This window comes from Paenibacillus litoralis (assembly GCF_046244365.1).
Classification (GTDB): domain Bacteria; phylum Bacillota; class Bacilli; order Paenibacillales; family NBRC-103111; genus Paenibacillus_V.
Genome location: NZ_CP176395.1, coordinates 339,354 through 366,326, shown reverse-complemented (window position 1 = coordinate 366,326; position 26,973 = coordinate 339,354). Strand labels below are relative to the sequence as shown.

Sequence of the window (26,973 nt, the reverse complement as noted above, 5' to 3'; positions counted from 1 at the left end):
GTAAGCCCGATTATTTTTTCAGGTTGTAGAAAGCTTTCGATCCCGCATATTGCGCTACGCGGCCAAGCTCGTCCTCAATGCGAAGCAGCTGGTTGTACTTCGCCACGCGGTCCGTACGGGACGGCGCGCCGGTTTTGATCTGACCTGCGTTCGTCGCAACTGCGATGTCGGCGATCGTGCTGTCTTCGCTTTCGCCGGAGCGGTGCGAGATAACAGCCGTGTAGCCTGCGCGTTTCGCCATTTCGATGGCGTCGAACGTTTCGGTCAGCGTACCGATTTGGTTGACTTTAACCAGGATCGAGTTGGCGATGCCTTTCTCGATACCGGTGGACAGGCGCTCGGTGTTCGTGACGAACAGGTCGTCGCCCACGAGCTGCACTTTGCCGCCCAGTTTCTCGGTCAGCAGCTTCCAGCCTTCCCAGTCGTCTTCGGAGCAGCCGTCTTCGATCGTGATGATCGGATATTTGTCTACCCAAGCTGCAAGGAAGTCGATCCACTCAGCCGACGTGTAGGACTTGCCTTCGCCTTCGAGGTGATACTTGCCGTCTTTGAAAAACTCGGTCGAAGCAACGTCCATGCCGAGGAATACGTCTTCGCCCGGTTTGTAGCCCGCACGCTCGATCGCTGTGATAATCGTAGTGATCGCTTCTTCGTTGGAGCTCAGGTTCGGCGCGAAGCCGCCTTCGTCGCCAACGGCCGTGTTCAAGCCTTTTTCCTTCAGAACGGATTTGAGGCTGTGGAAAATCTCAGTGCCCCAACGCAATCCTTCTTTGAAGCTTGGCGCGCCTACCGGCAGCACCATGAACTCTTGCACGTCGACGTTGTTGTCGGCATGAGCGCCGCCGTTCACGATGTTCATCATCGGAACAGGAAGCGTTTTGGCGTTGAAGCCGCCGAGGTACGAGTACAGCGATACGCCGAGAGCGTCCGCAGCTGCGCGGGCAGCCGCCATCGAAACCGCAAGGATCGCGTTAGCGCCGAGCTTGCCTTTGTTCGGCGTGCCGTCGAGCTCGATCATTTTCGTATCGATCGCCACTTGATCCAGCGCGTCGAAGCCGATAATTTCCGGTGCGATAATGTCGTTGACGTTCTCTACCGCTTTCAGAACGCCTTTACCGATGTAACGGCCTTTGTCGCCGTCGCGAAGCTCTACCGCTTCATAAGCGCCTGTCGATGCGCCGGATGGCACGATCGCGCGTCCGAAGCCGCCGCTTTCCAGATGTACTTCTACTTCGACTGTCGGATTGCCGCGGGAGTCGAGCACTTCGCGAGCATATACGTTGGAAATGATAGTCATGTCGGTTAACACTCCTTATGGTTTGTAATCGTCTTTCGCTTTTTGGGGGAGTTACTTGATAATCGATGCCCCAGTCATTTCTTCAGGCTGCTTCAATTGTAAAATATCAAGCAGGGTCGGCGCAATGTCTGCCAAAATTCCGCCTTCGCGCAGCTCCACTCCTTGCTTCGTTACAATAATCGGCACCGGATTCGTCGTATGCGCGGTATGCGGACGGTCCTGTTCGTCGCGAACGATGTCCGCGTTGCCGTGGTCGGCGGTTATGATAGCAACGCCGCCTTTGGCGAGAATCGCTTCCACGACTTGGCCCAGGCATTCGTCCGTCGCTTCGACGGCTTTGATCGTCGGCTCCAGCAAGCCCGAATGGCCGACCATATCAGGATTAGCGAAGTTCAGAATAATCACGTCGTGATTGTCCGCTTCGATTTCCTTCACCGTGGAGGCAGCCAGCTCGTAAGCGCTCATTTCCGGCTGAAGGTCATACGTCGCAACCTTCGGCGAGTTGATCAAGATGCGCGTCTCGCCGGGCAGCTCCTTGTCGCGCCCGCCGCTGAAGAAGAACGTCACGTGCGGATACTTTTCCGTCTCCGCCGTACGCAGCTGCTTCAAGCCGTTCTGTGCCAGAACCTCGCCAAGCGTGTTGTCGAGGTTCTTAGGCGTATACGCAACAAAGCCCCCGACGGTTTCGCTAAACAGCGTAAGGCAAACATAGTACAGATCCTTCGGCGCCTTCTCCCCGCGATCGAAACCGCGGAAATCTTCGTTCGTGAAGACGAGCGAAAGCTGAATCGCACGGTCCGGACGGAAGTTGAAGAAAATGACGGCATCGTTCGATTCCACAAGCCCTACCGGCTGGCCGTCATTCCCCACGATAACGGTCGGCAGGACGAATTCGTCATATACCGACTGCTCGTAAGAATCAACGATCGCCTTAAGCGGATCGGTCGCTTGAGGCCCTTCGCCGTAAACCATGGCCCGGTACGATTTCTCGACGCGGTCCCATCGCTTGTCGCGGTCCATCGCATAGTAGCGCCCTTGAACGGTTGCCACTTTACCTACGCCGATCTTCTTAATATGGGCCAGCAGCTGCTCCATGTACCCTTTGGCGCTGTCCGGAGAAACATCCCGGCCGTCAAGGAACGCATGGATATACACGTCCTCCAGCCGTTCTTTCTTAGCCAGCTCCAGCAGCGCGTACAGATGACTGATATGACTATGTACGCCGCCATCGGACAGGAGGCCGTACAGGTGCAGTTTCTTACCGTTCTCCTTGGCATGGCGGACAGCCGCCAGCAGCGTTTCGTTATCGTAAAACTCGCCGTCGCGAATCGACTTCGAAATACGCGTCAAGTCTTGATACACGATACGTCCTGCACCGATGTTCAGATGGCCGACTTCGGAGTTGCCCATCTGCCCTTCAGGCAGACCGACCGCTTCGCCGCACGCCGTTAACGTCGTATGCGGATATGTCGCCATGTAGCGGTCGTAGTTCGGCTTCTTCGCCTGCACAACCGCGTTGCCTTGCGTTTCCCCGCGCAGCCCAAAGCCGTCAAGGATAATAAGCGCGACCGGTTTCGGAGCCGACATTTATTTCGCCCCCTCGACGAGCTGAATGTACGAGGCTGGCTCCAAGCTGGCGCCGCCCACAAGCGCGCCGTCGATGTCGCTCATTTGCATATATTCGGTAATGTTGTTCGGCTTCACGCTTCCGCCGTATTGAATGCGCAGCGCTTCCGCCGCTCCGGCGCCGAATTGGCCCTTCACGAGGTCGCGGATGTACGCGATCACTTCATTCGCGTCGTCGGCCGTCGACGATTTGCCGGTACCGATCGCCCAGATCGGTTCGTAGGCGATAACGACTTGGCTCGCTTGCTCCACGGAAAGCCCTTGGAGAGCCGCTTCCGTTTGCGTTTTGCAAACGTCCTTCGTACGGCCCGCTTCGCGCTCTTCCAGCTTCTCGCCTACGCAGACGATCGGCGTCAAGCCGTGCTTGAATGCGGCATGCACCTTTTTATTTACGATGTCATCCGTTTCGCCGAAATAAGCCCGGCGCTCGGAGTGACCGATAATGACGTACTGCACGCCGAGCTCTTTCAGCATCAGACCGCTGATTTCGCCCGTGAACGCACCGTTGTCTTCCCAGTGCAGGTTTTGTGCGCCAACGGCGATAGCTGTGCCTTTGAACGCCTCTACCAATGCCGGAAGGTTCGTGTAAGGCGCGCAAATCACGCTGTCCACGCCGCTGATTTCCGCTTTGCCCTTTACGTCGGCTGCGAATGCGACTGCCTCCGATACCGTTTTGAACATTTTCCAGTTGCCGGCAATAATCGGTTTTCTCATATAGGTTCACCTCGTTAAGGAAGTAAATGATTTATATCGTTGGTGCTTATTTGTCGTTAAGCGCAACGACGCCCGGAAGCGCCTTGCCTTCCATGAATTCGAGCGACGCGCCGCCGCCGGTGGAGATATGATCCATTTTGTCGGCCAGCCCGAACTTCTCGACTGCCGCTGCGGAATCGCCGCCGCCGATAACGGTGTAAGCGGAAGTTGCCGCGCAAGCTTCGCCTACCGCACGCGTACCGTGGGAGAACGGCTCGATTTCGAATACGCCCATCGGTCCGTTCCAAACGACCAGCTTCGAATTAGCGATTGTAGCCGCATAAATCTCGCTCGTTTTCGGCCCGATATCGATTCCTTCCCAGTCGGCCGGCATTTGATTGATCGGCACGATGTTCGTATTGGCGCTCGCGCTGAAATCGTCCGCTACGACTACGTCGACAGGAAGCAGGAAGTTCACGCCTTTTTCCTTCGCCTTGTTAATGAAACCGAGCGCGAGATCCAGCTTCTCGTTATCTACCAGCGACTTGCCGATTTCGTAGCCTTGCGCCTTCAAGAACGTGTAGGATAGGCCGCCGCCGATGATGATGTTGTCTGCGATGTTGAGCAGGTTGTTAATGACGTCAATTTTGTCCTTGACCTTCGCGCCGCCTACGATTGCGGTAAACGGACGTTCCGGGTTGCTCAGCGCCTTGCCGAGCACGTCAAGCTCTTTCTCCATCAGAAGACCGGAAACCGCCGGCAAATGATGGGCGATGCCTTCCGTCGATGCATGCGCGCGGTGCGCCGCTCCGAACGCATCGTTTACGTACAAATCCGCAAGCTCTGCAAACGCTTTGGCCAGCTCCGGATCGTTCTTTTCTTCCCCGGCGTAGAAACGCACGTTTTCGAGCAGAAGCACGTCGCCGTCCTTCATGCCCGCGATTTGCGCTTTGACCGTTTCCCCGATCGCTTCATCGGCTTTTACTACCGGTTTGCCCAGCAGCTCCGACAACCGGACCGCAGCAGGCGTCAAACGCATGTCTTCGTTCACTTGCCCTTTCGGACGGCCAAGGTGGCTGGCCAGAATAACCTTCGCTCCGCCCTCGATCAAGTATTTGATCGTCGGCAGCGTTTCACGGATACGCGTATCGTCCGTAATCGCCCCGTTCTCAAGCGGTACGTTAAAATCGACCCGGACAAACACCCGTTTGCCGGCTACTTCCACATCGCGAACACTTTTCTTATTCATCTTTGTGTACCCTCCTCCACGAACCATTGTATCACAACAAGCGCAAACACAAACGCAGGCGTAACAGGGGAAAGAGGAGAATCGCTTCTCCTCTTGACTTTCACCCGAGCAAAGCGATGCGGTGCTTTGAAAGATCCCCGCAAAGCGACGCCATGCTTCGAGGCATAGTCCGTTTCCTTTGCGTAGACCCCTTCATCCATCCGATTCCTTTGCTTTGCAGGGAGCTCTATATTTTGTTGCTTACAGCCCTTTTTTGGCGATGAAAGCGGCCAGGTCAACGACACGGTTGGAATAGCCCCACTCGTTGTCGTACCAGGAAACGACTTTCACCATGTTATCGCCAACGACCATCGTGGACAAAGCGTCGATTGTCGAGGAAGCCGGGTCGCCGTTGTAGTCGCTCGAAACGAGCGGCTCGTCGGAGTAGTTCAAGATGCCTTTCAACGGGCCTTCAGCAGCTGCTTTCAGCGCGCCGTTAATATCGTCGACCGTTACATTGGATTTCAGCTCGACTACGAGGTCGGTTACCGAAACGTTAGGCGTAGGAACGCGCATCGCCATGCCGTTCAGCTTGCCTTTCAGCTCAGGCAGTACCAAGGATACCGCTTTGGCAGCGCCGGTCGTCGAAGGAATGATGTTCTCTGCTGCAGCGCGCGCACGGCGCAGGTCTTTATGCGGCAGGTCAAGCACTTGCTGGTCGTTCGTGTAGGAGTGAACCGTCGTCATCATGCCTTTGACGATGCCGAATTGGTCGTTCAGCACTTTCGCGAAAGGAGCCAGACAGTTCGTCGTACAGGAAGCGTTCGATACGATCGTGTGCACCGCTGCATCGTACTTGTCTTCGTTAACGCCCATAACGATCGTGATGTCTTCGTTCGTAGCTGGTGCGGAAATGATAACTTTCTTCGCGCCGCCTTTCAAGTGAAGCTCGGCTTTCTCTTTCGCCGTGAAGATACCCGTGGATTCCACAACGATTTCTACGCCTACTTGGGACCAAGGCAGGTTTCCTGGGTCGCGCTCGGCGAATACTTTAATCGTTTTGCCGTTTACGATCAGCGCGCCTTCAGCCGCTTCTACCGTTGCATTCAAACGGCCGTGCGTCGTGTCATATTTCAACAGATGCGCAAGCGTGCTTACGTCCGTCAAATCGTTTACCGCTACAATTTCCACCTCAGAGCTGTTCAGCGCTGCGCGGAACACGTTCCGTCCGATACGTCCAAAACCGTTAATACCAACCTTCACCATAATCGTCAACCTCCTGGATAGTTAAAATGTATATGGGAAAAACGCCGTACGACGTTTTCTCAACAAATCAATCTTGCGCTTCGGCATGCCTCAGGATTCCTCTGGCCGCCGCCTCGTCGGTTACAAGCACGTTCTCGTGGCCGAAACGAAGCACCGCCGCGATGCTCTCGCCCTTACTCAGGCCCCCGGCAACCGCTATGACGGTTTCGGTCTGCTGAATATCTTCAAGCCTCAGTCCTACCGTCGGCATTTTGTGTACGGGAACGCCGTCCCGGTCAAAATAATACCCGAAAGCTTCGGCAAGCGCGCCATCCGCCATCAGCTTGGCGGTCGTCATATCGTCCACTTTGCGCCTGCGGGCCATTACACTAGCCTCGCCGATCCCGTGAACGATCATACGTGCGCTTCGGATCACATCGATAATTTCGCGGATCGTCTGATCCTGAATGAGCGACTGATACGCTTCCTCGCCTAAATGGTCGGGCACGTGCAGCAGCCGATATTGCCCGCTTGCCCGTTTGGCCATCGTAGAAGCGATCGTATTCGCCTGCAGCTCCACGCTTTCCCCGAGCCCTCCCCGGGCCGGTACGAACCAATTGCCCTTGAGCTGGCTCGACGGGGTCAGATGATTGGCCACCTCGGCCATCGTCGATCCGCCCGTTACGGCGATCACGCCATCCTTAACCGCCCGCTTGCGCAGCACCGCCGCTCCGGCACGTCCGAGCTCCTTCTTGGTGTAGGGAGAAACGTCCGAGTCTCCGGGAACGATGATAACCTGCTCCAAGCCGAATAGGCTGCAGATTCGCTCTTCCAGCTCGGTAAGCCCGAACAGCTCCTTGATCATCGGTTCCACTTGCTCCAGCAGCTTCATGCCGGATTCCGTCACCCGCATGCCTGCGCTGTCCGCTTCCAGCAGTCCCTGCTCCTTCAGAAAATCGACCTCGCCGCGAAGCACCCGCTCCGTCATATCAAGCGATGAGGCAAGCGTCCGACGTCCGACGACCCGGGAAACGGCAATATGATGCAGAATCGTGTAACGCTTTTTGAAGACATCCATTAAGTCAGGCAGAAGCTGCTTTTGGAGATCGAGCAAAGTACGCATCGTTATATCACTCTCTCCCGCAGCTGGTTGGACATTATATGTCCCGCGTACGCATTTTGCGTCCCACTTGTTGAAAAAAAGATTTGCTAGCCTGATTTCGCTAACAAACGTTGTTCTAACATCTATTATTGTACCCAATCGGCCAATAAAATGCAACAATTTGATCACAATTGGGCGAATGGGTCGGCGGCTTTGGGCGCAGCCCTTTATTTTCTTTATATGACGCCGCTTTTCCTGAAATCGGGCTACACCTTGAACATCGAAACCGAATGGTGGAGCTCATCCGCCAATTTCGCAAGCGATTGCGTCGAAGCCGCCGTTTCTTCCGCCGCAGCCGCCGCTTCCTCGCTGGTCGCAGCGATCAGCTCGATCGATTTGCCGACTTCACCCGATTGCGCCGCCTGTTCCTCGCTCGCCGCAGCGATTTCCGTTACCTGCCGGGAGCTTCCGTTAATGTTAAGAATCATTTGTTTAAGCGAAATGCCTGTTTCTTCGGACAAACGAGCCGCTTCTTGGGCAGCCTTTGCGCTGTTCAACGTATTTCCTTGCATCCCTTTGATAATGGCGCCGATCTGCTTGGCAGCCGTACCGCTACGCTCGGCCAGCTTGCGAACCTCTTCCGCGACGACGGCAAATCCCCGCCCTTGCTCGCCCGCGCGCGCCGCTTCAATGGCTGCGTTCAGCGCCAGCAAGTTGGTTTGCTCCGCGATCTCGTCGATAACCGCGATGATGGCCTCGATCTTGTCCGAGTCTTCCCGCAGGAGCGACATTTGCGCGTTCAGCTGACTCATCCCTTCAACGGATGCTTCGACGACGCGTCCGCCCTCCTGCGCCTGTCTGCGGGTATCGTCCGATAGCCGGGCCGCGTCCTCGGCGTTGCCCGCAACCGAATCGATCGATTTGGACAGCTCGACGAACAGCTCTTGAATCGTTTGAGCAGCCGTGGCCTGGCTTGATGCACCGGCAGCGATTTCTTGCGAGCCTGCCGAAATTTGTTCCGCAGCGGCGGCCACGCTTTGCGAAGCCCCCATCACCTGCGTGATCAGCTCGCGCAACTTGCCGACCATTTCGTTGACGGATGTCGCTAGTTGACCGATCTCGTCCTTTTGCCGGACATCGCATGTCTCCGTTAAGTCGCCGCCCGCCACCTTGGATACGACCCGCACGACGCCGGCAAGCGCCTTGGAAATCATGCCGGAAATGACTATCGCCAATCCGGTGGCCGCCGCCACGGCAATAACGCCGAGCACGAGCACGACCGTCTGCGCCGACTGATTCGCAGCCATCGTCTCCGCGGTGCTTTTGGCGCTCGCTTCCCGCTTCAACGTTATGATGCCGTCAAGATTAGCCCGCACTTTACGGGCGATTTCGACTGTTTCGTCGAGAGAGGGAATCGCTGACGCAAGATCGCCGTTCCTGGCAATGGCGAGCAGCGGCGGCAGCTTCGTCATATAAACGTCCCATTTTCCGCCGAATTCCGCATAAAGCTCCTTTTGCTCCGTATTCGCGAGATACGGCTCAAGCTGCTTTCTCAATTGCTTGATTGCTTCCGCGGAGTCGTTCAATTCCTTCTCGAGCCGGTCCTTGTCCGCGGCATGGTCTTCGATAATAAAACGCGCCAAAAGCCGCTGGACATTCAGCGTTTCCTTCCCGAGATCGGCCAATACGATCAGACTGGGCATATCCTTCTTGTCGATCGACTCCAGCTTTCCGCCCGTATCGTTGATCTTGACGATGGCGATCGTACCGATGGCGATCAGCAGCGCAAGAACGAATGCGAAGCTCGCCAGCAGCTTGCTGCGAATGGTCAATTTCACAAGGCTCCCCCTTTTATGTGGTACTCCGGTTTGTATTCATTGTGCACCACATGCTCCTCGTTTCCTATCACCGCAGCTTCTTATTCGAAGAATCGGCCATAAACCGCCCGTACCGGGAAGCTATTCCTATACACGCCAAAAAACTGCCGTCTACCGACGACAGTTTGGAGAAGGACCTGCTAAGAAGGCATTTGCGTTTTCGTAGGCGCCGCATAGCCCTTGCTGTACGTTTGATCGATATACGTGCGGATCTCTTTGACCGACTTTCCGTCTTCTTTCATTTTGACCGCCGTAACGGCAATGTTGATGCATACGTTGCAGCGCGTGCCATGATCGTCCCAAACGATCGAGCCGTCTTGCAAAGTTTCCTTCACGAAGCAATTTTGATTGCTCTTATGATTCGCGCTTTCCCCGCAGCCGCAATAGCACGGAATCCATTTCAGCAAATCGGTGTTTTTCGCCGCTATTTTATATGCTGCAACGATGGGCTCTTTTTGTCCGTCCAGAAATTTCGGCAGCTTGTCTGCGGAAGCCGTTTGCTCCTGCAGGTCTCCATTCGGCAGTTTATGCTGGGCATGTGCGGTGGAAGCCTCTTGTTTGGCTGCGCCGCAGGCGGACAAGCCTAATGCAAGGGCAAGTCCCAGCTGAGCGACGGCCAGTTTTCTTATCGACATCCGAACGACCTCGATTCTTGTTTATTCCAATACCCCCATTATAGCCGTCCGGCAGCCGTTCTTCCAGCATTCCCCTTCTAAGATGACCGGATCACCCGAATCCTTACAAAAGTGTAAGCCTTCCGAAAGCCAAATCGATGTCGATTTGCGCCCCTCGCAAGTAAGATAAAGCTATCAAGTTGCTCCATACCGGCGCTCAGCCGGCACGGAACGCGGTCAGCGGAAGCAGGCCTGCCGGACTTAAGTCCAGCACGAAACCGAACCGGCGGCTGTTTCGCCGGGTTACGCAGATGCTTTACGCTAGTAGCATAGCAATTTCATTACCACTTCATATTTCAGGAGGTTACTCTTATGAATACATCATCCGTTACCGCGACGATTCGCGAAACGTTCCGTATTGCTCTATCCATCGCCATGCTCGGCTCCAAATCCTCATTCGTTCAACAAACGAACGCTCCCGAGAAGAAGCACTTTACCCTATAAGGAGGCGAAGGACATGCATATCGCAGCAGCGACAAAGGCGGGACACGCCCACACCCGTCCTGCCGTCCCCAAGAAAAAGAATAACCGGCCGTTCCTCTTCCTTAAAAGGCTGACGCTTCTCCTTCTGGCCGCCGCCTTTCTGTTTGCAGCAGGCTGGGCCGGTTTGCTTGCAGCCGGACAAATGCTGATAGGCGATAAAAAGCTGCCCGCGCTTTCTTCGGCCGCAAACGACGGAAGCCGGACTGTTCCTATAACGGAAATGCCCGCGTATATCGCCAATGCGTTCGTGGCCGTCGAGGACCATCGCTTCCAGTCCCATGAAGGCGTAGATTTCCGTTCGTTAGCACGCGCCCTTTGGGTCGATCTGAGGGAAGGCGGCAAAGCGCAAGGCGGGAGCACCATTACGATGCAGCTCGCGCGCAATCTGTTCCTGACGCAGGACAAAACGTACAGCCGCAAGCTGAAGGAAATCGCCATCGCCGTCAGCCTGGAGCGTCAGTATACGAAAGAGCAGCTCCTGGAGCTGTATCTCGGTTCGATATACTTCGGACACGGCATCTACGGGTTGGACAACGCGGCAGACTATTATTTCGGCAAAACGATTCGTGCTGCCGGAGACGCCGGCAAGCCGACAATCGGTTTGCATGAAGCAGCCATCCTTGCCGCTCTTCCGAAAGCGCCGGAGTATTACTCGCCGGTGAAGTTTCCGGATAAGGCGCTAGAGCGGCAAAAGCTTGTTCTCGAGCGAATGGTCGAGCTCGGGCTTATTACCGGGCAAGAGAAGCTGGACGCCCTTCGGGAGCCGCTTAGGATCGTGCCAAGTGCACAAGTGTATGCACGCTCCCAAGGATAGCAGGAGTACCGTTAGGCGGGCGAAAGCGAAGGCCGATCCGGTTTGCGCTTTCGCCGCATGCGTAAGGAATCGTGCCGGCCAAGGATAAACGGCTTCACCGTCTTTTGACGGCGCGTTTACCGAGAAATGGAACAATCAGCGGAGGATAAACTTTCTGACATTTTAAAAGAAGCTTGCTTTTTGCCTCCGATTATCCTATAATAACTCTTGCTTGCTCAAAACAAGCCGATATGCATGTGCACCCGTGGTCCAATGGATATGACGTAGGCCTCCGGAGCCTGAGATCGAGGTTCGATTCCTCGCGGGTGCGCCATAACAACCTTGCATGCTAAACCCACAATTTTGACGATAGCCAGCGAATTGCTGGTTTTTTAATTTCAATAATTTGACCTTTCTTGACCTTTTCGAAAATTTCCGCTATGATGATCGTATCCGAACTTACAAGGAGGATGTCACCGATGAGTTTTATCCCAATGGTAGTTGAACAGGACGGTCGCGGCGAGCGCGGCTACGATATTTATTCCCGCCTGCTGAAGGACCGCATCATTTTCCTCGGGAGCCCGATTAACGATGTAGTGAGCAATGCGATCATTGCCCAGCTGCTGTTTCTGGCCGCGCAAGATTCGGACAAAGACATCAGCATTTACATCAACAGCCCAGGCGGTTCGATTACGGCCGGGATGGCGATTTACGATACGATGCAATTCATTAAACCGGACGTTTCGACGATCTGCGTAGGCATGGCCGCATCGATGGGCGCGTTCCTGTTGACCGCGGGCGCCAAAGGCAAGCGTTACGCGCTGCCGAACAGCGAAGTCATGATTCATCAGCCGCTCGGCGGTGCCGAAGGGCAAGCGAGCGATATCGAGATCCGCGCTAAGCGCATCATCAAAATGCGCGATCATTTGAACGGCATCCTGGCCGAGCGTACCGGCCAGCCGCTTAGCCGCATCGAGAAAGACACCGACCGCGATTATTTCATGAGCGCCGCCGAAGCCCAAGAATACGGCATCGTCGACAAAGTCATCACATCCGTCTAACCCGCACAACCAAGTAGCCCTCGTTACGCGGCCTGCCATCAGGCTGCGTAACGAGGGCTATTTTTTTTCTACTCCAAAGGCCGCTGAGGCTTGACAGTCCAACTGGAGCAGAGCGCAAAAGGGAAGGGGGATATGCCGTAAGAGTTTACGTGCCGCCTTTGAAATCGTGAAATTACAACATAATACAATCACAAATTTCACGATTTCAAGAGTGGCCTGGAGGTATATCCCCCTTCCCTGTGCATGATGCTGCTCCACTTTTTGTTAAGCCTCAGCGGCCTTCTCCCCTACTTCAAATCCTCAAGCGGATAGAACACAATATCGATCGGGAACGCCGAGCCGGCCGGCGGCGTAAACTCGATGTCCAGCGACTCCTCTTCGCCCGTCGTACGCGCAAGCATTTGGACTTCCTCGAACGCTTGAATGACGCCCGACGGCGGCGCCATCACGAATTCGCCGTTGATTTTGAACGGCCCCTTGAACGGTCCGCCTTTCGAGAACAGCAGAATGGCCATTTTGCGAGGCTTATCGGCATGAATTTTGTACATCATCCCGTAGTTGCCCTCATTGAGTACAGCTTGCTTGCGCTGCCTGTCATAGCCCTTATCGAACGGGTCAACCTCGCCGTCGCCTACCGTGATCCGGGAAGTCGTCTTGAAGCTGCTTAGATCAAGATTCCAAGTCTTCTCCGCTACCGGGAAAGTCCCGCGAACGTGACCGTTGAAGTCGAGCTCCTTCAGCAGCGAGAGCGCCGCTTCGGAAGGGGTCGATACCTTCGACATGACCACGAACGAAAATTCCACTTCGCCGTCCGATTCGATGTCATAGAACAGATTGACGCCCTGTCCCGGATAGAAGTCCGGCATCATGGAGTATACATAGCTTTGTCCCGGCGGGATGACGAGAGGTCCTTTGTCGACCGGATCGTTCAGCATAAAATCGACGGAAGCCTCATGTCCGATCAGGTTGGCGTAAATCGACGGATACACTTCGCCCTTATTCGTCGTTTTGACCGTTACCGATTTGCCCGATACGTTTTTGGCCATGATGACGAACTGGATGTTTTCCGTCGTCCCGTTCACATGGTCGGCGTACAGCCGCGCTTTGCCGTTCACTTTCTCGCGGTACAGGATGCCCTTCTCCGTAAACGTCTCCGGGCTATCGCTTACGATCAGAGTGCGGGAGCGGTCTTCCGTTACCTTGGTCGGTACGATCGGGAGGTTTTGAAACTTCGCCCAAATCAGGCTCCAGTCCACTTTTCCGCTACTGTCCTTCAGGCTGATCCTAGTGCCCGGTTCGGAATTGTACATTTTATAAGAAAACTCATCCAAATACGGAATGTTATCGATTGTAATATAGCGGGTATATTCTTTGCTTACATGACCTTTGGAGTCCGTTACCTTGAGGGTAATCGGGTATTTCCCCGGCGAGAAGAACGCATCTTTCTTGCCTTTCCAGTCGTATTTCGCAATCCCTTCCGCATCCGGGTCATAGCTCAAATCCACATATTTGATCGGCTCGCCCAGCCGGTAAGAGGCTTTGCCGAACGTAAACTTGGCAACCGGCGAATTCGTGTCACTGCCCTCGTTGTACAGATCGTCCGGCTGCTGGACGTAAACCAGCTTGATTTGCTTGCTGACCGGATCGATTTCCTGCTTCGCTCCGATAAAGTCGGCGAACCAGCTTAGCTTGACCATCAGCCTGTCGCCGTCCATCGCCGCGATCGTTTCGAACGCCGTTTGTACGCTGTTGATCGCCACCTGCTTGTTCACGAGGTCGAATTGCACCTTCACGCGCGGCAGCGACATCTCGACTTTATTCGTTTGCCCGTTCCATTCCACCTTCACATCGAAAAGCGTTGCCACCGCTTTAAGCGGTATGTATATGCTATTATCCCCCATCAATTTCGGAGATGCGTCGAGCGGAACGGTCTTGCCGTTCACGATCGCCTCCTGTTTGTCCAGATCGAGTGCAATTTGCGTCGTTGTCGTCGATACGGCTTGCGCATGCGGGACGCCGCCCAGCGCCAATACACCGGCAGTCAGCAATACGGCCAGCCATCTGTTCCTCTTCATGGTTTTCTCCTGCTCCTTCTTTTACTGTTGTTCAAAAAGCCACCTTATGATCACGAAGAATATCGAGAAGCGCATAATCTCACGCAACCTTCTCGGTGCTGATAAGCCGACTTTTTGAACACGCAATTTTATATGTCTCTATCCGGGCCAAACGAAAAAACCTTCTCCGTTTCCCCCATGTCTTAGACGCGGGAGAATAGAAAAGGTTGCGTATTCGTTCATGAATGGCCACACGCTTATTGGTTTTCCAGCTCTTCTTTGCTAACCAAGGAAACTAAAGCGTTTACAGCCTGTTCTGCGTCCGTGCCCTCCGCACTTATGTATACTTCAGTGCCGGTGCTGATCGCGAGACTCATAATGCCCATGATGCTCTTGGCATTTACTTTCTTGTCGTCCTTCTCAACAAAAATTTCGGAAGAAAACTTGTTGGCTTCTTGAACGAACAAAGCTGCAGGTCTCGCATGCAATCCTGTTTTTAACTTGACGACTACGGGTCGTTTCGACATGAACCTATACCCCCTAAAACTTGTTTACGAGTCCATTATGTCAGATGACGGAACGGGCCTAAGATGATGTTTTTCCACCATTATAACATTTTTTGCGTCTGTACACTAGTTCCAATGAACCGATGGTCGAATCCTTCGAAAAGCTACGAATTCCTCACTCTTTCAGCCATTTCATCAATTTTGCGCAGCCTGTGGTTGACGCCCGATTTGCTTACCGAGCCCTTCAGCAGGTCTCCGACTTCCTTCAAATTGATATCGGGATGCATCAGCCGAATCTCCGCAACCTCGCGCAGCTTATCCGGCAAATTCTCAAGGCCGACTTCCTTCTGCAAAAGCCGGATGTTATCGATCTGCCTCACCGCCGCGCCGATCGTCTTGTTCAAATTCGCCGTTTCGCAATTGACGATCCGGTTGACCGAGTTGCGCATATCCTTCATGATCCGCACGTCCTCGAAGCGGAGCAGCGCCTGGTGCGCCCCGATCAGGCTGAGAAACTCGATGATTTTCTCGCCTTCCTTGATGTAGAAAATAAAACCCTTTTTCCGCTCGATGAACCGCGCATTCAGATCGAACCGGTTGGCCAGCTTAACGAGCGCCTGGCAATGCTCCTCGTACATGGAGGCAATCTCCAGGTGATAGGAGGAGCCCTCCGGATTGTTTACCGAACCGCCGGCCATAAACGCACCTCGTAAATACGCACGTTTGCAGCAGGGGTTTCGGATGATGCCCTTCTCGATGCCGGGCGTGAACTGAAAGCCTTCCGATACGATCGACAAATCCGCCAAAATCGTCTGCACCTGATTGGGGACGCGGACGATGTATACGTTGTTCTTTTTCAAGCGCATTTTTTTGCGAACGAGAAGCTCGGTATGGATCTGAAACCTCTTCTTGATCAAGGAGTAGATGCGGCGGGCGATTGCGGCGTTTTCAGTGGAAATATCGAGCACGACCTTCTGGTTCGTCAATTGAACCGTGCCGTTCATCCGGATCATCGCGGACAGCTCCGCTTTCTCGCAGCATACATCCGTCTCGATTAGGGTCAATTCTTTCTTGGTTTGCGCCGCAAAGGACACCGCACTCACCTCTTTTCCTTTTCCATCCAGTCTGCAACTAGCTGGTAAATATGATTGCTTAACCGCGCGGCGTCATGCCGTAAATACGTACGGAACAGGACGAGCCGATCCGCTACCACCTGATAGCCTCGCCGGGACACTTCCTCCAGGTCGAGATGGACCGCCTTGGCGCCCTTCTCCGCGTATTTGAGCTGAACCTGCGGAGGAATTTCCCCGTTATTGACAATGACATAGTCGAACAGATGCACGCCGATATGCTCGTGAATCGCTTGCAGATGATCGCTGACCGAGTAATCGTCGGTTTCTCCAGGCTGCGTCATCACGTTGCAAATAAACAGTTTGACCGCTGTAGACTCCAAGATCTTCTTAGCGATATCCGGTACGAGCAGATTCGGAATGATGCTGGTGTACAGACTGCCGGGTCCCATCAAAATCGCGTCCGCCTGCTCGATCGCTTCCAGCGCTTCGTCCAGCGGCTTGGCATCCGGCGGATCGATGGACACCCGTTTAATGCGCCCGCCGGCCAGCGGAATTTTGGACTCGCCCACAACGACCGAGCCGTCCTCCATCAGCGCCGTTAACACAAGCGGCTGAACGGAAGCCGGCAGTACCCGTCCGCGAACCGCCAGAACGCGGCTGAGCTCGCGCACGCCGGACACGAAGTCTCCGGTTATTTCCTTCATCGCTGCCAAAATTAGGTTGCCCAAGCTGTGCCCCGCTAATCCGTTCCCTGCTTGAAAACGGTGCTGCAGCATTTTGGACAGCATCGGTTCTACGTCGGCCAGAGCAATCAGTACGCTGCGTATATCGCCCGGCGGCGGCATTTGCAGCTCGGTGCGCAATATGCCGGAACTGCCTCCATCATCGGCAACCGTCACGATCGCCGTAATGTCGACCGGTTTTTCCTTCAAGCCGCGCAGCATAACCGATAATCCCGTGCCTCCGCCGATAACGACAATACGAGGTTGCCTCTCCCCAGTGCTCATCCCTCACCTCTTATCGGCGATCGCGGTCCGAATCCCGGTGGCTCACCCGGACCCGTTCCGTCTCGCTGCTTCCGATCACGCGGCCCAAATACTCGGCTATGGCAACGGATCTGTGCTTCCCGCCCGTGCAGCCGATGCCTACGACGACCTGACTTTTGCCTTCTTTCATATACTGCGGAATCAGAAAATGCAGCATATCGAGCAGCTTCGTTAAAAACTCCTGCGTTTCCGGCCACTTCATCACATAATCGTAAACATCCGGATCCTGCCCCGTATTCGGACGCAGGTTATCGATGTAATGAGGGTTCGGCAAAAACCGAACGTCAAAAATGAGATCGGCATCGATCGGAATGCCGTACTTAAACCCGAACGAGATGACATTCACGTTGATGCCGACGGATTCCAGGTTCGTAAACCGGGAAATAATCGTTTCTTTGAGCTGCGCCGGCTTCAAATTGCTCGTGTCGATCGCCTGCGTGGCCAGACCCTTCAGCTCCTCCAGCAGCTTCCGCTCCTGAATGATGCCTTCGAGCGGGGCGCCGTCGCTGGCCAGCGGATGCCTGCGCCTGCTCTCCTTATAACGCTGTACCAATACGGAATCGGTAGCGTCCAGAAACAATATTTCGTACGACAGCGTATAATGCTCGTTCAGATAGCGAAGAGACTCGGTCAATGCCGTAAAAAATTCCCTGCCGCGCAAATCGATCACGAGCGCCACTTTTCCGATCTTGCCGTTAGACTGCTCAATCAGCTCGGCAAACTTCGGAATGAGTACGGGAGGCAAATTGTCGACGCAGAAAAAGCCCAAATCTTCGAGACTTTGTACGGCGATCGTTTTGCCCGCTCCAGACATCCCGGTAATGATGACAAGCTTCGCTAAGCCATGACTGTCTTCCATCCGACTCCCCCCGATCCCTCTGTTCGCTTCCTGCCGCCGTGCCGCTTAGCGCAAATTCAGACCGGCCGCACCGACAACACCCGCGTCGTTCCCAAGCTTGGCGGGCACGATGTCGACGCCTTCCTGCGCTGCATCCGGCGTATATTTCTTGAAAATATCGCGGATCGGGTTGAACAAAATATCGCCGGCTTTAGATACTCCGCCGCCGATGACGAAGCGCTGCGGATTGACGACGACGGCAAGCGATGCCATCGAACGTCCCAAATAATACGCGGCGCGGTTCACGATACGCAGAGCGGCTTCGTCCCCATCCTTCGCGGCATCGAAAACGTCCTTAGCCGTAATGTTCTCGATCAGGGTCAGCGTAGTCTTGTCCCCTCGGGCGACTGCATCATTGGCCATGCGGATGATGCCGGTGGCCGACGATACCGTTTCCAGGCAGCCTACTTGACCGCAGCCGCAGTTAATCGCTTCCAAATCGGGGACAATGGACATATGTCCAAGCTCGCCCGCCATACCGCTCGACCCTTGATAGATTTTACCGTTTATGATAATACCGCCGCCAACGCCTGTTCCAAGCGTATAGCATACGACGTTCGGAATGCCGGCGCCGGCGCCGCTCCACGCTTCGCCAAGCGCAGCCACATTGGCGTCATTATCGATCGAAACCGTTTTGCCCAGCATCGCCTCAAGCGTTTTCTTCACGGGAACATTGCGCCACCCGAGATTCGGCGAAAGCTTGACGAAGCCTTCCGGAATGTCCATGAAGCCGGCGATACCCGCTCCGATACCGGCAACTTGATCCCATTCATATGGGGAATCCGCAACGATTTTCCGAACATAGTCGGCGATGCGCGCAAGCACGGCTTCCGATCCATCGGTGCCTGTAGGTCCTTCGAATGTTTGAAGCAGTTGCCCGTTCTCATCGCATATGCCGACCTTAATGTTCGTACCGCCCATGTCGACGCCAACGTAAATTTTCCCCGACATCCACGTTCACCTCTAACGAATAGTTATATGACGATCCTATATCACTTCTGTTCCCACTATAAGCGAACCCTAGGGCAAGGTCAAGATTCCAGGCATTCGCTTCATAAAAAGAGGACCAAGCCGAATGACCGGGTCCGTCTTTTGAAAATAAGCTTGTCTAAAGGCTTTTTACAGCGCCTTGCTCCAATCCTGCACGCTGTTTCCTTCCAGAAACTTCTCGCAGTCCAGAGCGGCCATGCAACCGCTGCCCGCAGCCGTAATCGCCTGGCGGTATTTGTGATCCTGTACGTCTCCGCAAGCGAAAACGCCGGGGATGTTCGTTTCAGAAGTTCCCGGTTTGACGACCAGATAACCGAGCTCATCGGTTTCCAGCTGTCCGTTCAAGAAAGCCGTGTTCGGCGTGTGGCCGATCGCGACGAACAAGCCGTCCGTTTCGATAATTTCTTCTTGACCGGTTTCGTTGTTCTTCACCTTCAGCCCCGTTACGCCTTTCTCTCCGGCGATAACTTCCAGCGGGGTACGGTTCAGGTTCCAAACGATTTTCGAGTTTTCGCGAGCGCGATCCTGCATGATTTTGGAGGCGCGCATTTCGTTGCGCCGATGCACAAGACGCACTTCGGAGCCGAAACGGGTCAGGAAGTTCGCTTCCTCCATCGCCGAGTCGCCGCCGCCGACCACGATGATCTTCTTGTTGCGGAAGAAAAAGCCGTCGCAAGTCGCGCATGCGCTGACGCCGCGTCCGAGATTTTCCTTCTCGCCTGGAATGCCCAAATATTTAGCGGAAGCGCCTGTGGAGATGATCAGCGTTTCCGTTTCGATTTCGCCAAGGCCCTCGACGGTCAGCTTAAACGGCCGTTTGGACAAGTCCACGCTGTTTACCCAGCCGCTCTTGAACTGCGTGCCGAACCGTTCTGCCTGCTTGCGCATGTTGTCCATCAGCTCAGGACCCATGATCCCTTCCGGGAAGCCCGGGAAGTTCTCGACATCCGTCGTCGTCGTCAATTGCCCGCCCGGCTCCGGACCTTCGATGACGAGCGGATTCAGGTTCGCTCTCGCCAAGTAAATCGCAGCCGTCAAGCCGGCCGGTCCTGTTCCTACTACTACTGCTTTATACATCGTTCATCCTCCTCGACTGTGATAGGTTGCTCCCAAAAGCCGCCTCACGATCACGAAGGTTTTCGAGAGGCGGATTCGTCAACGAATCTTGCTTTTCCGAGCCGTCAAGCCGGCCTTGGGAAGCTGCGGGGCTACGATTCACCGCCGCTTTGCCTTACGATGTTCGCGAATTTCGGAAAGATGGCGTCCATCTTCTCTTTCAGTCCGCATGCCTGATCGATCCGTTTCACATGCTTGCTCACGGTAGCGACCGATGCCCCGTACCGCCCGGCCACTTCCTCGTACGATATCGTCCGGCGGTGCATTTTGGCCGTTAAATATTCCAGCGCGGCGGCCCAGCCTTCCGTTTTGCCGAGCTTCGGCACTTCGGGGTAGACGCGGGTCAGAAACTCCACCCATAGTGTTTCCATGTCGTGCCGTTGTATAATATCATAACGCTGCTCCATATGCTCAAGCGCGGTATTTACGATCAATTGCCATTTCGGCTCCCAGACAGGCAGCGCCATAGACAATGGCTTGTCGGACATTTCATTGGTTCGTCCGTTCAGGACGATTTTAAGCGGACCGCTTGCCCCCATGCTGCGGAGAACGAAGAAAGCGACCTTTTTCAAGTAGTCGTCTTCTCCGGGTTCCTGCACGAACTCGCGCAGTGCGGCCTCCACCTCGCTGTCGGCAATGATGCCGAACGCTTGAATGACCTGAAGCTTGGTTTCGGTATCGCCGTGCCGAAGCGCCCAGAAGAACGAAGACCGTACAAGAGGATCCCTTTGCATGTGCTCGGGAATAGCCCCTGACGTCCGCTCGATCATCCGGATTTGTTCCTCAAAAGGCAAGTGATAATGATAACTGATCGAAGACTTCGGGTCGGACGTTTCTTTCTTGCCAAGCGTGCTTAAGTAGAACTTCGGTATTTCGGACGCCGGATCGAGCTTTTCCGTTTGGCGCCACAGCTTCTCCGCCGTTTCCAGCCTGCCTGTATTGTACGCCGAAACCGCCGTATAATGGTGTAAACAAGGATCTCCGCTCGATTCGCCGCCGGCCTTGAGCAGCCTGCGGAACAAACGGTGCGCAGCCTCGTGCTCGCCAAGAATCCCGAGCGTCGTCGCCAGCTTAAACAAATGATCCGTATGGAACGGATAGGTCTTGCGCAGCAAATCGAGCAATTCGTTCAACTGCTCGCGGGAACCGTTATGCTGATAAAAAATAGCCAAATTGCAAAGCGCATGCAGGTTGCCGCTATCCATCTCCAGCACCTGATGGATCGTTTCCAGCGCTTTGTCGAATTGGCCCATATAATAATAAGCAAGCGCCAAATTGTTGCGCGCAGCCGTAAATTCAGGGTGCTTCTTAATCAGCCGCTGCAAAATGCGAACCGCTTCTACAAACCGGCCTTCCTCTAGCATCGCTCTTGCTTTGTCATGCTCAAACAGCCCTTCGCGGCTTTTAATGAACGTAACCGTCACAGGGCGCTCCAGTTCAAAGCTGAGCAGTTCGACCATCTCTTCCGCTTCGTCCAGGAATTGTCCTTGCTCATCCTGTTCCAAGTAGGTGATGATCGCTTTCTCGGCCGACTCAAAATCTTCCATATTGGCAAAATTGTTCGCCATGTAGAAATGACATTCCGTCATCGTCGGATCGACTTCATCGAGAATTTGCTGCAGGATGCGGTTGGACTCTCCGTAATTGCCCATTTCGGACAAGATCCCGGCCAGGTTGCAATGATTTACCGGGTTTGAAGGCTCGAACTCCGCGGCAAGCTTAAAATATTTTAACGCCTTTTCGTAGTGCAACCGATCCAGTGACCGGACGGCCCTTTCGAAAAAGAACGTGGCGTCCATTTGTAGAGATACGACTTTTTGCTTGGGCTGCTTCGCCACATGCTTTTTCTTTTCCATCTGTTTGGCACCTCCGGTAGCCGGATAGACGCCTTAGGCGCCGCATGACCTGCGGCACCTCGCGTCAATCGAAGAAAGCTGCAGCACCCGTCGCTTAAAGACGGGCGTTCTGCGCCGCTTCCTTTCATTGTCAGCCCCAGTATAACACAGTTATCTACCGATTACACGCCGCCATATTTAAACAGCGAGCTGATCGAGCCGCCGTCCATGATGATCCGGATGGCATTCGACAACAGAGGCGCAACCGAAAGCACAGTAAACCGCTCGGAACGGTCTTCCGGGATCGCAAGCGAGTCCGTAATGATCGCTTCCTTAATGTTCGGGTGGTCGAGACGCTGCAGCGCAGGACCCGAAAATACGGGATGCGTCGCGCAGATGTAAACGTCGTTCGCGCCGCGTTCCTTCAAGCTCTCGACGACATTGACGATCGTCGTGCCGGTATCGATCAAATCCTCGAAAATGATCGGCGTCCGTCCTTCTACATCGCCTACAACGTGCGTAACCGTCGCTTCGTTATGGGCGTAGCGCTTTTTGAACATGATGGCGATCGGCGCTTGCAGAATGTTGGCCAAATTCTCGGCGCGCGTCACGCCGCCGGCATCGGGAGCGACGACAACGGGATTCGGAATGTTTTGCTTTTTAATATAATCGCTGATCAAGTCCAGTGCGGTCAGGTGATCAACCGGAATGTCGAAAAATCCTTGAATCGCAGGAGCATGCAAATCGAGCGTAATCACCCGGTGCGCGCCAACGGCAGTCAGAACATCGGCAAACATTTTCGCAGAAATCGGTTCACGCGGAGCCGCCTTGCGTTCTTGCCTGGAATAGCCGTAATACGGAATGACCAGGTTGATCGTGCGCGCGGACGCCCGTTTCGCCGCATCCATCATGACGAGAAGCTCGACGAGATGCTCATTGATCGGATTGGAGAACGTTTGAACAAGGAATACGTCGCAGTTACGGATCGTTTCCTCGAACAAGCAGTAATGCTCGCCGCTCTTAAATCGGGAAAGCTTGATTTTGCCCAGCGGCACTCCGATCTCTTTGCATATACGTTCCGCCAGCTTCGGATTCGACGAGCCGGAAAAGATTTTGCATTGACCAGTAATCATGGTACCCTCCTAGAGTCTTTCGTCAAAAAACGCCGCTTCCCTAAACCGCAAGCGTGTTCGGAACAGCCGCTTATAGCATACAAGCCGTAACCGTGCATGGCAGCAGCGGCAGCAACGCAAAAAGCGTACTGCCATTCCGCTTCGCCAAGCGTTCCGGACGAGTCGGCGTGTTTCAATCACTAGCTTCTATTATACCTTCTCGAGACCGATTTTCAAAAGGGAACGTTCGCATATTAGACAGCGAAAATGTGGCAAATTCGGCAATATTGCATCCTGTCCGCGTCCGTGCTTCTTCCTGCCCCCGCTAATCCGTCCTATCGGGCGGATACGGCATAATGTGCGCCAGGAACCGCGCGGGCTCTGCCCCTTAATTCGACAACGATTTCGGTAAAAGATTCTTCCACCGCAGGAACAGTTTCCCTCTATTATCGGAGCAACGCAAAACGGTATGGCCCGAATCGGCCCCCAGGCCGAATTCGATTTCCATACCGCATTCTAACGTTACCCGTTTTTCTTCTTGTTGTGCCGGCTGTCCAGCTCCCGCAGCACGTCGTCCAGCGGCAGCTGCTGATTGCGAAGCAGCACCATCAGATGGAAAATGAGGTCGCTTGCTTCGTAGCGCAGCTCGTCGTTATCGTTGTTTTTGGCCGCGATGATGACTTCCGCCGACTCTTCGCCGACCTTTTTCAAAATTTTGTCGACGCCCTTCTCGAACAGATACGTCGTATAGGCGCCTTCCGGACGCTCTACATAGCGCTGCGCAATGACCGACTCCAGCTTGGACAGCATCGCGAAGCGATCCGAACCGCCGGAAGCTTGTGCGGTTTGCTCAGCGTTATCGCCAAGAGCAATTTCATTAAAGAAGCAAGAATACGCGCCCGTATGGCAAGCGGGACCGTTAGGCGTAACTTTGACCAGAAGCGTGTCGGCGTCGCAATCGTAGGCGATCGACTTGACCTTCTGGGTGTTGCCTGACGTAGCGCCCTTATGCCAGTATTCGCCGCGCGAACGGCTCCAGAACCACGTTTCGCCCGATTTCAGCGTGCGCTCCAGCGACTCCCGGTTCATGTAGGCCATCATGAGCACATCCTTGCTTGCCGCATCCTGCACGATAGCAGGAACGAGTCCGTCCGCGTTCCAGCGAATGTTCGCCAGCACCTGTTCGCCCGTTACCGTTTGACCGTTTCCGTTTTGTTCCGTCATCTGATTTCAACTCCTTTATGTTTCAGGTGGTCCTTGACCCCTTCGATCGTCAGCTCTTTATAGTGGAAAATGGTTGCCGCCAGCCCGGCGTCCGCCTTGCCTTCGGCAAACACGTCGTAAAAATGGTCCTTCGATCCCGCTCCGCCCGACGCGATAACCGGAATGCCGAGCGACTCCGAAACCGCACGGGTCAGCTTCAGATCGAAGCCGTCCTTCGTGCCGTCCGCATCCATGCTCGTGAGCAAAATTTCGCCGGCGCCGAGCGACTCGACCCGCTTCGCCCATTCGAGCGCCTTGATGCCCGTCGCATTGCGGCCGCCATGGGTGAATACTTCCCACTCGCCCCATGCTTCGTTATACTTGGCGTCGATCGCCACAACGATGCACTGCGAGCCGAACTTGCGCGCTCCGTCCGAAACAAGCTGCGGATTGCGGATGGCCGCCGTGTTGATCCCGATTTTGTCCGCGCCTGCGCGAAGCAGTCTTTTCATGTCGTCGACGGAAGAAATGCCTCCGCCAACGGTGAACGGAATCGTGATTTCGCCCGCAGTCTGCTTCACGACCTCCACCATGGTCGCCCGCCCTTCGACGGAAGCGGAAATATCAAGAAAGACAAGCTCGTCGGCGCCCTCGCGGTCGTAGATCGCCGCAAGCTCAACCGGATCTCCCGCATCGCGCAGATTGACGAAATTGACGCCCTTCACGACGCGACCGTCCTTCACGTCCAAGCATGGAATAATTCTTTTTGCTAGCATGGGATTCTCCCTTCCGGGCTTGCGAGCCCTTGGTTACTCCGTTACGGTGCGGCAATAATCAATGACATCGCGGTATGGCAGCTGCCCACCGAATATATCCAGCGCGCTGCCGATCGTAATGTCCAGCCTGCCGTCCGTAATGTGGCGGAACCGTTCGAGATCCGCGATCGATCTGGCGCCTCCGGCATACGTTGTCGGAATCGTCGTCCACTGCGCCAGCTGCGCCGCGAGCCGTTCCTGCACGCCTTCCCGCTTTCCTTCCACGTCGACGGCATGAATCAGAAACTCGTCGCAGTACGATTCCAGCATCGCCATGTTTGCGGCGTTTACTTCAAAATCGCTGAACGTCCGCCATTGATTCGTAACCACATAGTATTTGCCGTCCCGCTCCTTGCAGCTCAAATCGATCACGAGCCGCTCTTTGCCGACCTTGCCCGCGATAGCGTTCAAATGGTCCATTTGGAGCTTGCCGTCCTGAAAAATGTAAGAAGTGACAATGACATGCGAGGCGCCGAGCTCCAAATAGCGCTCCGCGTTGCCGGCATTAATGCCTCCGCCTATTTGCAACCCGCCGGGGTAAGCGCGCAGCGCCTGCTCCGCCGCCTCTTCGTTGCCGCCGCCGAGCATGATGATGTGTCCTCCGGTTAAGCTGTCCTCCCGGTACATGGACGCATAATAGTCCGGCGTATGCCGGGAAACGAAGTTTTCCACGACTTGGCTGGCATCCTGCTGCAAGGTTTCGCCGACAATCTGCTTCACTTTGCCTTGGTGGATATCGATACACGGCCTGAATTTCATTTCACGGCACATTCCTTTTTTCTATTGAAGTTTGTAGAGCCGCTATGCAAAACTAGGTGTCAATCGCGTATGAATGCGAAACGTTCGCCTAGAACCTGACGATCTTGAGTATGCCTTCAGAGTCCGTCCGACGAATATTTATCCGTTGCGACCGAGTAAAACCATGCTCGCAGGCGCACAAAACAGGAAATTCTGCATAAATATTCGTTTGTTGTATTTCGTCAGGGATGGCTCACCAGGCATTTTAGGCATGCGATTTAAAGGGAAACCGGGCTATCCGCGGAGGTTGCGATCCCCGAGATTTTCAGAAAATTACCGAGCAGCTCGATGCCGAGCGCACCGCTTTTTTCCGGATGAAACTGCATGCCGTATACGTTGTTCCGCCCGACGATCGCCGTCACCTGCTGATGATAATCGGTGGTTGCAAGCAAATCCGACTCCCGCTCCGGCTTCACGTGATAGGAGTGCACGAAATAAACATGCCCCTGCTCCAGCCCCGTGAACAGCGGGCTTTCCTGGCGGAATTCAAGCCGGTTCCAGCCCATATGCGGCACCTTGTAGTCTCCTTGAAAACGAACGACGCTGCCTGGCAGCAAATTCAGCCCTTTATGCTTCCCGTGCTCCTCGCTCTCGGTGAACAATAGCTGCATGCCGAGGCAAATGCCGAGCAGCGGCTTGCCCGTCGCGGCATAATGAAGCACCGTGTCGCGAAGGCCCGTCTGCTCCAAGTTGTCCATCGCATCGCCGAAAGCGCCGACTCCCGGCAAAATCGCCCCGTCCGCCGACAGGATTTCCCGTTCGTCGGACGTAACGACCGCATGGGCGCCGAGACGCTCGACCGCCTTGCTGACGCTGTGCAGGTTGCCCATCCCGTAGTCGATAATCGCTATCACGCGTTATAGCACTCCCTTCGTCGACGGAACGCCCTTCACCCGGGGATCGATGCTTGTCGCCTCGTCGATGGCGCGCCCTAGCGCCTTGAACACCGCCTCGATCATATGATGCGTGTTGTGCCCATAGTGCACGATGACATGCAAGGTAATCCGCGCTTCCAGAGCAAGCTTCCAAAGAAACTCGTGAACGAGCTCCGTAGTGAAGCTGCCTACCTGCGCCGACGGATATTGGGCCCGGTATTCGAAATGCGGCCGGTTGCTGACGTCGATGACGACCTGAGCAAGCGCCTCGTCCATCGGGATGAACACGCTCGCGTACCTTTTGATCCCCTTCTTGTCGCCAAGCGCTTCGCGCAGCGCATGCCCCAGGCAAATTCCGATGTCTTCGACCGTATGATGGTCGTCGATATCGATATCTCCCTGCGCCTTCACCTGCAAATCGAATTGCCCGTGCTTCGTAAACAAGTCAAGCATATGGTTCAGAAACGGCACGTCCGTTTCGAGCTCCGAAATTCCGGTGCCGTCCACGTTCAAGCTAAGCTGAATATCCGTTTCGTTCGTTTTGCGCGAAATGCCGCCTTTTCTTTCCGCCAT

25 protein-coding genes and 1 tRNA gene are annotated in these 26,973 nt (G+C 54.7%); 4 read left to right on the top strand and 22 right to left on the bottom strand.

Features of this window, described 5'->3' with window-relative positions; genetic code table 11:
* Positions 1-10 precede the first annotated feature (10 nt).
* From eno to ACKGJP_RS01585, 8 genes are all read right to left on the bottom strand, one after another.
* Positions 11-1,297: a phosphopyruvate hydratase gene (gene eno, locus ACKGJP_RS01620; RefSeq protein WP_409343958.1), complete on the bottom strand. Its 1,287-nt coding sequence runs from the start codon at positions 1,295-1,297 to the stop codon at positions 11-13.
* 51 nt (positions 1,298-1,348) lie between these two features.
* Positions 1,349-2,884 carry a 2,3-bisphosphoglycerate-independent phosphoglycerate mutase gene (gene gpmI, locus ACKGJP_RS01615; protein ID WP_409343957.1) on the bottom strand — a complete coding sequence of 512 codons (1,536 nt, stop codon included), beginning with the start codon at positions 2,882-2,884 and terminating at the stop codon, positions 1,349-1,351.
* Positions 2,885-3,637: a triose-phosphate isomerase gene (gene tpiA / locus ACKGJP_RS01610; protein WP_409343956.1), complete on the bottom strand. Its 753-nt coding sequence runs from the start codon at positions 3,635-3,637 to the stop codon at positions 2,885-2,887. It lies immediately after the preceding gene.
* A 46-nt stretch (positions 3,638-3,683) separates the two neighbouring features.
* On the bottom strand, positions 3,684-4,865 hold the full coding sequence (locus tag ACKGJP_RS01605) for a phosphoglycerate kinase (RefSeq protein WP_409343955.1): 1,182 nt from the start codon (positions 4,863-4,865) through the stop codon (positions 3,684-3,686).
* A gap of 240 nt (positions 4,866-5,105) precedes the next feature.
* On the bottom strand, positions 5,106-6,110 hold the full coding sequence (gene gap / locus ACKGJP_RS01600) for a type I glyceraldehyde-3-phosphate dehydrogenase (protein WP_409343954.1): 1,005 nt from the start codon (positions 6,108-6,110) through the stop codon (positions 5,106-5,108).
* A gap of 67 nt (positions 6,111-6,177) precedes the next feature.
* The gene (locus ACKGJP_RS01595; RefSeq protein WP_409343953.1) at positions 6,178-7,212 is read right to left on the bottom strand and encodes a sugar-binding transcriptional regulator; all 1,035 of its coding nucleotides are present in this window, start codon (positions 7,210-7,212) and stop codon (positions 6,178-6,180) included.
* Positions 7,213-7,457: 245 nt separating this feature from the next.
* Positions 7,458-9,029: a methyl-accepting chemotaxis protein gene (locus tag ACKGJP_RS01590; protein WP_409343952.1), complete on the bottom strand. Its 1,572-nt coding sequence runs from the start codon at positions 9,027-9,029 to the stop codon at positions 7,458-7,460.
* A gap of 179 nt (positions 9,030-9,208) precedes the next feature.
* Positions 9,209-9,703 (bottom strand): PCYCGC motif-containing (lipo)protein, encoded by a 495-nt coding sequence (locus ACKGJP_RS01585; RefSeq protein ID WP_409343951.1) that lies wholly within the window; start codon positions 9,701-9,703, stop codon positions 9,209-9,211.
* Between the two features lie 351 nt (positions 9,704-10,054).
* Between ACKGJP_RS01585 and ACKGJP_RS01580 the strand changes: the two genes are divergently transcribed.
* The 4 genes from ACKGJP_RS01580 to clpP all read left to right on the top strand — a co-directional run bounded on the left by ACKGJP_RS01580 (position 10,055) and on the right by clpP (position 12,079).
* Entirely contained in the window at positions 10,055-10,186 is a 132-nt protein-coding gene (locus tag ACKGJP_RS01580) for a hypothetical protein (protein ID WP_409343950.1), read from the top strand.
* A 13-nt stretch (positions 10,187-10,199) separates the two neighbouring features.
* Positions 10,200-11,039 carry a transglycosylase domain-containing protein gene (locus tag ACKGJP_RS01575; RefSeq protein ID WP_409343949.1) on the top strand — a complete coding sequence of 280 codons (840 nt, stop codon included), beginning with the start codon at positions 10,200-10,202 and terminating at the stop codon, positions 11,037-11,039.
* A 238-nt stretch (positions 11,040-11,277) separates the two neighbouring features.
* Positions 11,278-11,352 (top strand) — tRNA-Arg (locus ACKGJP_RS01570).
* A gap of 145 nt (positions 11,353-11,497) precedes the next feature.
* Positions 11,498-12,079: an ATP-dependent Clp endopeptidase proteolytic subunit ClpP gene (gene clpP / locus ACKGJP_RS01565; RefSeq protein WP_409343948.1), complete on the top strand. Its 582-nt coding sequence runs from the start codon at positions 11,498-11,500 to the stop codon at positions 12,077-12,079.
* A gap of 287 nt (positions 12,080-12,366) precedes the next feature.
* Here the strand turns inward: clpP and ACKGJP_RS01560 are convergent, their stop codons facing one another.
* The 14 genes from ACKGJP_RS01560 to hisB all read right to left on the bottom strand — a co-directional run bounded on the left by ACKGJP_RS01560 (position 12,367) and on the right by hisB (position 26,973).
* Positions 12,367-14,154, bottom strand: coding sequence for a copper amine oxidase N-terminal domain-containing protein (locus tag ACKGJP_RS01560; RefSeq protein ID WP_409343947.1), 1,788 nt, complete (start codon positions 14,152-14,154; stop codon positions 12,367-12,369).
* Between the two features lie 236 nt (positions 14,155-14,390).
* Complete coding sequence (locus tag ACKGJP_RS01555) at positions 14,391-14,660, bottom strand: HPr family phosphocarrier protein (protein WP_113036673.1); 270 nt, start codon at positions 14,658-14,660, stop codon at positions 14,391-14,393.
* 143 nt (positions 14,661-14,803) lie between these two features.
* Entirely contained in the window at positions 14,804-15,733 is a 930-nt protein-coding gene (whiA, locus tag ACKGJP_RS01550; protein ID WP_409343946.1) for a DNA-binding protein WhiA, read from the bottom strand.
* A gap of 5 nt (positions 15,734-15,738) precedes the next feature.
* On the bottom strand, positions 15,739-16,719 hold the full coding sequence (gene yvcK, locus ACKGJP_RS01545) for a uridine diphosphate-N-acetylglucosamine-binding protein YvcK (protein WP_409343945.1): 981 nt from the start codon (positions 16,717-16,719) through the stop codon (positions 15,739-15,741).
* Between the two features lie 10 nt (positions 16,720-16,729).
* Entirely contained in the window at positions 16,730-17,617 is an 888-nt protein-coding gene (gene rapZ / locus ACKGJP_RS01540) for an RNase adapter RapZ (RefSeq protein WP_409343944.1), read from the bottom strand.
* A gap of 45 nt (positions 17,618-17,662) precedes the next feature.
* The gene (locus tag ACKGJP_RS01535) at positions 17,663-18,607 is read right to left on the bottom strand and encodes an ROK family glucokinase (RefSeq protein WP_409343943.1); all 945 of its coding nucleotides are present in this window, start codon (positions 18,605-18,607) and stop codon (positions 17,663-17,665) included.
* A 168-nt stretch (positions 18,608-18,775) separates the two neighbouring features.
* A complete protein-coding gene (gene trxB / locus ACKGJP_RS01530; protein WP_409343942.1) occupies positions 18,776-19,723 on the bottom strand; it encodes a thioredoxin-disulfide reductase in 948 nt (315 codons plus the stop codon).
* A gap of 131 nt (positions 19,724-19,854) precedes the next feature.
* On the bottom strand, positions 19,855-21,618 hold the full coding sequence (locus ACKGJP_RS01525; protein WP_409343941.1) for a tetratricopeptide repeat protein: 1,764 nt from the start codon (positions 21,616-21,618) through the stop codon (positions 19,855-19,857).
* Positions 21,619-21,779: 161 nt separating this feature from the next.
* On the bottom strand, positions 21,780-22,730 hold the full coding sequence (locus tag ACKGJP_RS01520; RefSeq protein ID WP_409343940.1) for a ribose-phosphate diphosphokinase: 951 nt from the start codon (positions 22,728-22,730) through the stop codon (positions 21,780-21,782).
* A gap of 501 nt (positions 22,731-23,231) precedes the next feature.
* Positions 23,232-23,933 (bottom strand): bifunctional phosphoribosyl-AMP cyclohydrolase/phosphoribosyl-ATP diphosphatase HisIE, encoded by a 702-nt coding sequence (hisIE, locus tag ACKGJP_RS01515; RefSeq protein ID WP_409343939.1) that lies wholly within the window; start codon positions 23,931-23,933, stop codon positions 23,232-23,234.
* Positions 23,930-24,688 (bottom strand): imidazole glycerol phosphate synthase subunit HisF, encoded by a 759-nt coding sequence (hisF, locus tag ACKGJP_RS01510; protein WP_409343938.1) that lies wholly within the window; start codon positions 24,686-24,688, stop codon positions 23,930-23,932. The genes hisIE and hisF overlap by 4 nt, the downstream gene beginning before the upstream one ends.
* A 33-nt stretch (positions 24,689-24,721) precedes the next feature.
* The gene (gene hisA / locus ACKGJP_RS01505) at positions 24,722-25,486 is read right to left on the bottom strand and encodes a phosphoribosylformimino-5-aminoimidazole carboxamide ribotide isomerase (protein ID WP_409343937.1); all 765 of its coding nucleotides are present in this window, start codon (positions 25,484-25,486) and stop codon (positions 24,722-24,724) included.
* A gap of 257 nt (positions 25,487-25,743) precedes the next feature.
* A complete protein-coding gene (gene hisH, locus ACKGJP_RS01500) occupies positions 25,744-26,379 on the bottom strand; it encodes an imidazole glycerol phosphate synthase subunit HisH (protein WP_409343936.1) in 636 nt (211 codons plus the stop codon).
* A 3-nt stretch (positions 26,380-26,382) separates the two neighbouring features.
* Positions 26,383-26,973 carry an imidazoleglycerol-phosphate dehydratase HisB gene (hisB, locus tag ACKGJP_RS01495; protein WP_409343935.1) on the bottom strand — a complete coding sequence of 197 codons (591 nt, stop codon included), beginning with the start codon at positions 26,971-26,973 and terminating at the stop codon, positions 26,383-26,385.

What these genes read in the sequence shown, in the direction of transcription:
- ACKGJP_RS01520 (WP_409343940.1), bottom strand. Translation starts at nt 22,730, where the DNA reads ATGATTACTGGTCAATGCAAAATCTTTTCCGGCTCGTCGAATCCGAAG.
- ACKGJP_RS01605 (WP_409343955.1), bottom strand. Translation starts at nt 4,865, where the DNA reads ATGAATAAGAAAAGTGTTCGCGATGTGGAAGTAGCCGGCAAACGGGTG.
- ACKGJP_RS01595 (WP_409343953.1), bottom strand. Translation starts at nt 7,212, where the DNA reads ATGCGTACTTTGCTCGATCTCCAAAAGCAGCTTCTGCCTGACTTAATG.
- ACKGJP_RS01560 (WP_409343947.1), bottom strand. Translation starts at nt 14,154, where the DNA reads ATGAAGAGGAACAGATGGCTGGCCGTATTGCTGACTGCCGGTGTATTG.
- ACKGJP_RS01535 (WP_409343943.1), bottom strand. Translation starts at nt 18,607, where the DNA reads ATGTCGGGGAAAATTTACGTTGGCGTCGACATGGGCGGTACGAACATT.
- clpP (WP_409343948.1), top strand. Translation starts at nt 11,498, where the DNA reads ATGAGTTTTATCCCAATGGTAGTTGAACAGGACGGTCGCGGCGAGCGC.
- ACKGJP_RS01525 (WP_409343941.1), bottom strand. Translation starts at nt 21,618, where the DNA reads ATGGAAAAGAAAAAGCATGTGGCGAAGCAGCCCAAGCAAAAAGTCGTA.
- rapZ (WP_409343944.1), bottom strand. Translation starts at nt 17,617, where the DNA reads ATGGAAGACAGTCATGGCTTAGCGAAGCTTGTCATCATTACCGGGATG.
- gap (WP_409343954.1), bottom strand. Translation starts at nt 6,110, where the DNA reads ATGGTGAAGGTTGGTATTAACGGTTTTGGACGTATCGGACGGAACGTG.
- hisA (WP_409343937.1), bottom strand. Translation starts at nt 25,486, where the DNA reads ATGAAATTCAGGCCGTGTATCGATATCCACCAAGGCAAAGTGAAGCAG.
- ACKGJP_RS01585 (WP_409343951.1), bottom strand. Translation starts at nt 9,703, where the DNA reads ATGTCGATAAGAAAACTGGCCGTCGCTCAGCTGGGACTTGCCCTTGCA.
- tpiA (WP_409343956.1), bottom strand. Translation starts at nt 3,637, where the DNA reads ATGAGAAAACCGATTATTGCCGGCAACTGGAAAATGTTCAAAACGGTA.
- yvcK (WP_409343945.1), bottom strand. Translation starts at nt 16,719, where the DNA reads ATGAGCACTGGGGAGAGGCAACCTCGTATTGTCGTTATCGGCGGAGGC.
- ACKGJP_RS01575 (WP_409343949.1), top strand. Translation starts at nt 10,200, where the DNA reads ATGCATATCGCAGCAGCGACAAAGGCGGGACACGCCCACACCCGTCCT.
- gpmI (WP_409343957.1), bottom strand. Translation starts at nt 2,884, where the DNA reads ATGTCGGCTCCGAAACCGGTCGCGCTTATTATCCTTGACGGCTTTGGG.
- trxB (WP_409343942.1), bottom strand. Translation starts at nt 19,723, where the DNA reads ATGTATAAAGCAGTAGTAGTAGGAACAGGACCGGCCGGCTTGACGGCT.
- ACKGJP_RS01580 (WP_409343950.1), top strand. Translation starts at nt 10,055, where the DNA reads ATGAATACATCATCCGTTACCGCGACGATTCGCGAAACGTTCCGTATT.
- hisIE (WP_409343939.1), bottom strand. Translation starts at nt 23,933, where the DNA reads ATGACGGAACAAAACGGAAACGGTCAAACGGTAACGGGCGAACAGGTG.
- hisF (WP_409343938.1), bottom strand. Translation starts at nt 24,688, where the DNA reads ATGCTAGCAAAAAGAATTATTCCATGCTTGGACGTGAAGGACGGTCGC.
- ACKGJP_RS01555 (WP_113036673.1), bottom strand. Translation starts at nt 14,660, where the DNA reads ATGTCGAAACGACCCGTAGTCGTCAAGTTAAAAACAGGATTGCATGCG.
- hisB (WP_409343935.1), bottom strand. Translation starts at nt 26,973, where the DNA reads ATGGCGGAAAGAAAAGGCGGCATTTCGCGCAAAACGAACGAAACGGAT.
- eno (WP_409343958.1), bottom strand. Translation starts at nt 1,297, where the DNA reads ATGACTATCATTTCCAACGTATATGCTCGCGAAGTGCTCGACTCCCGC.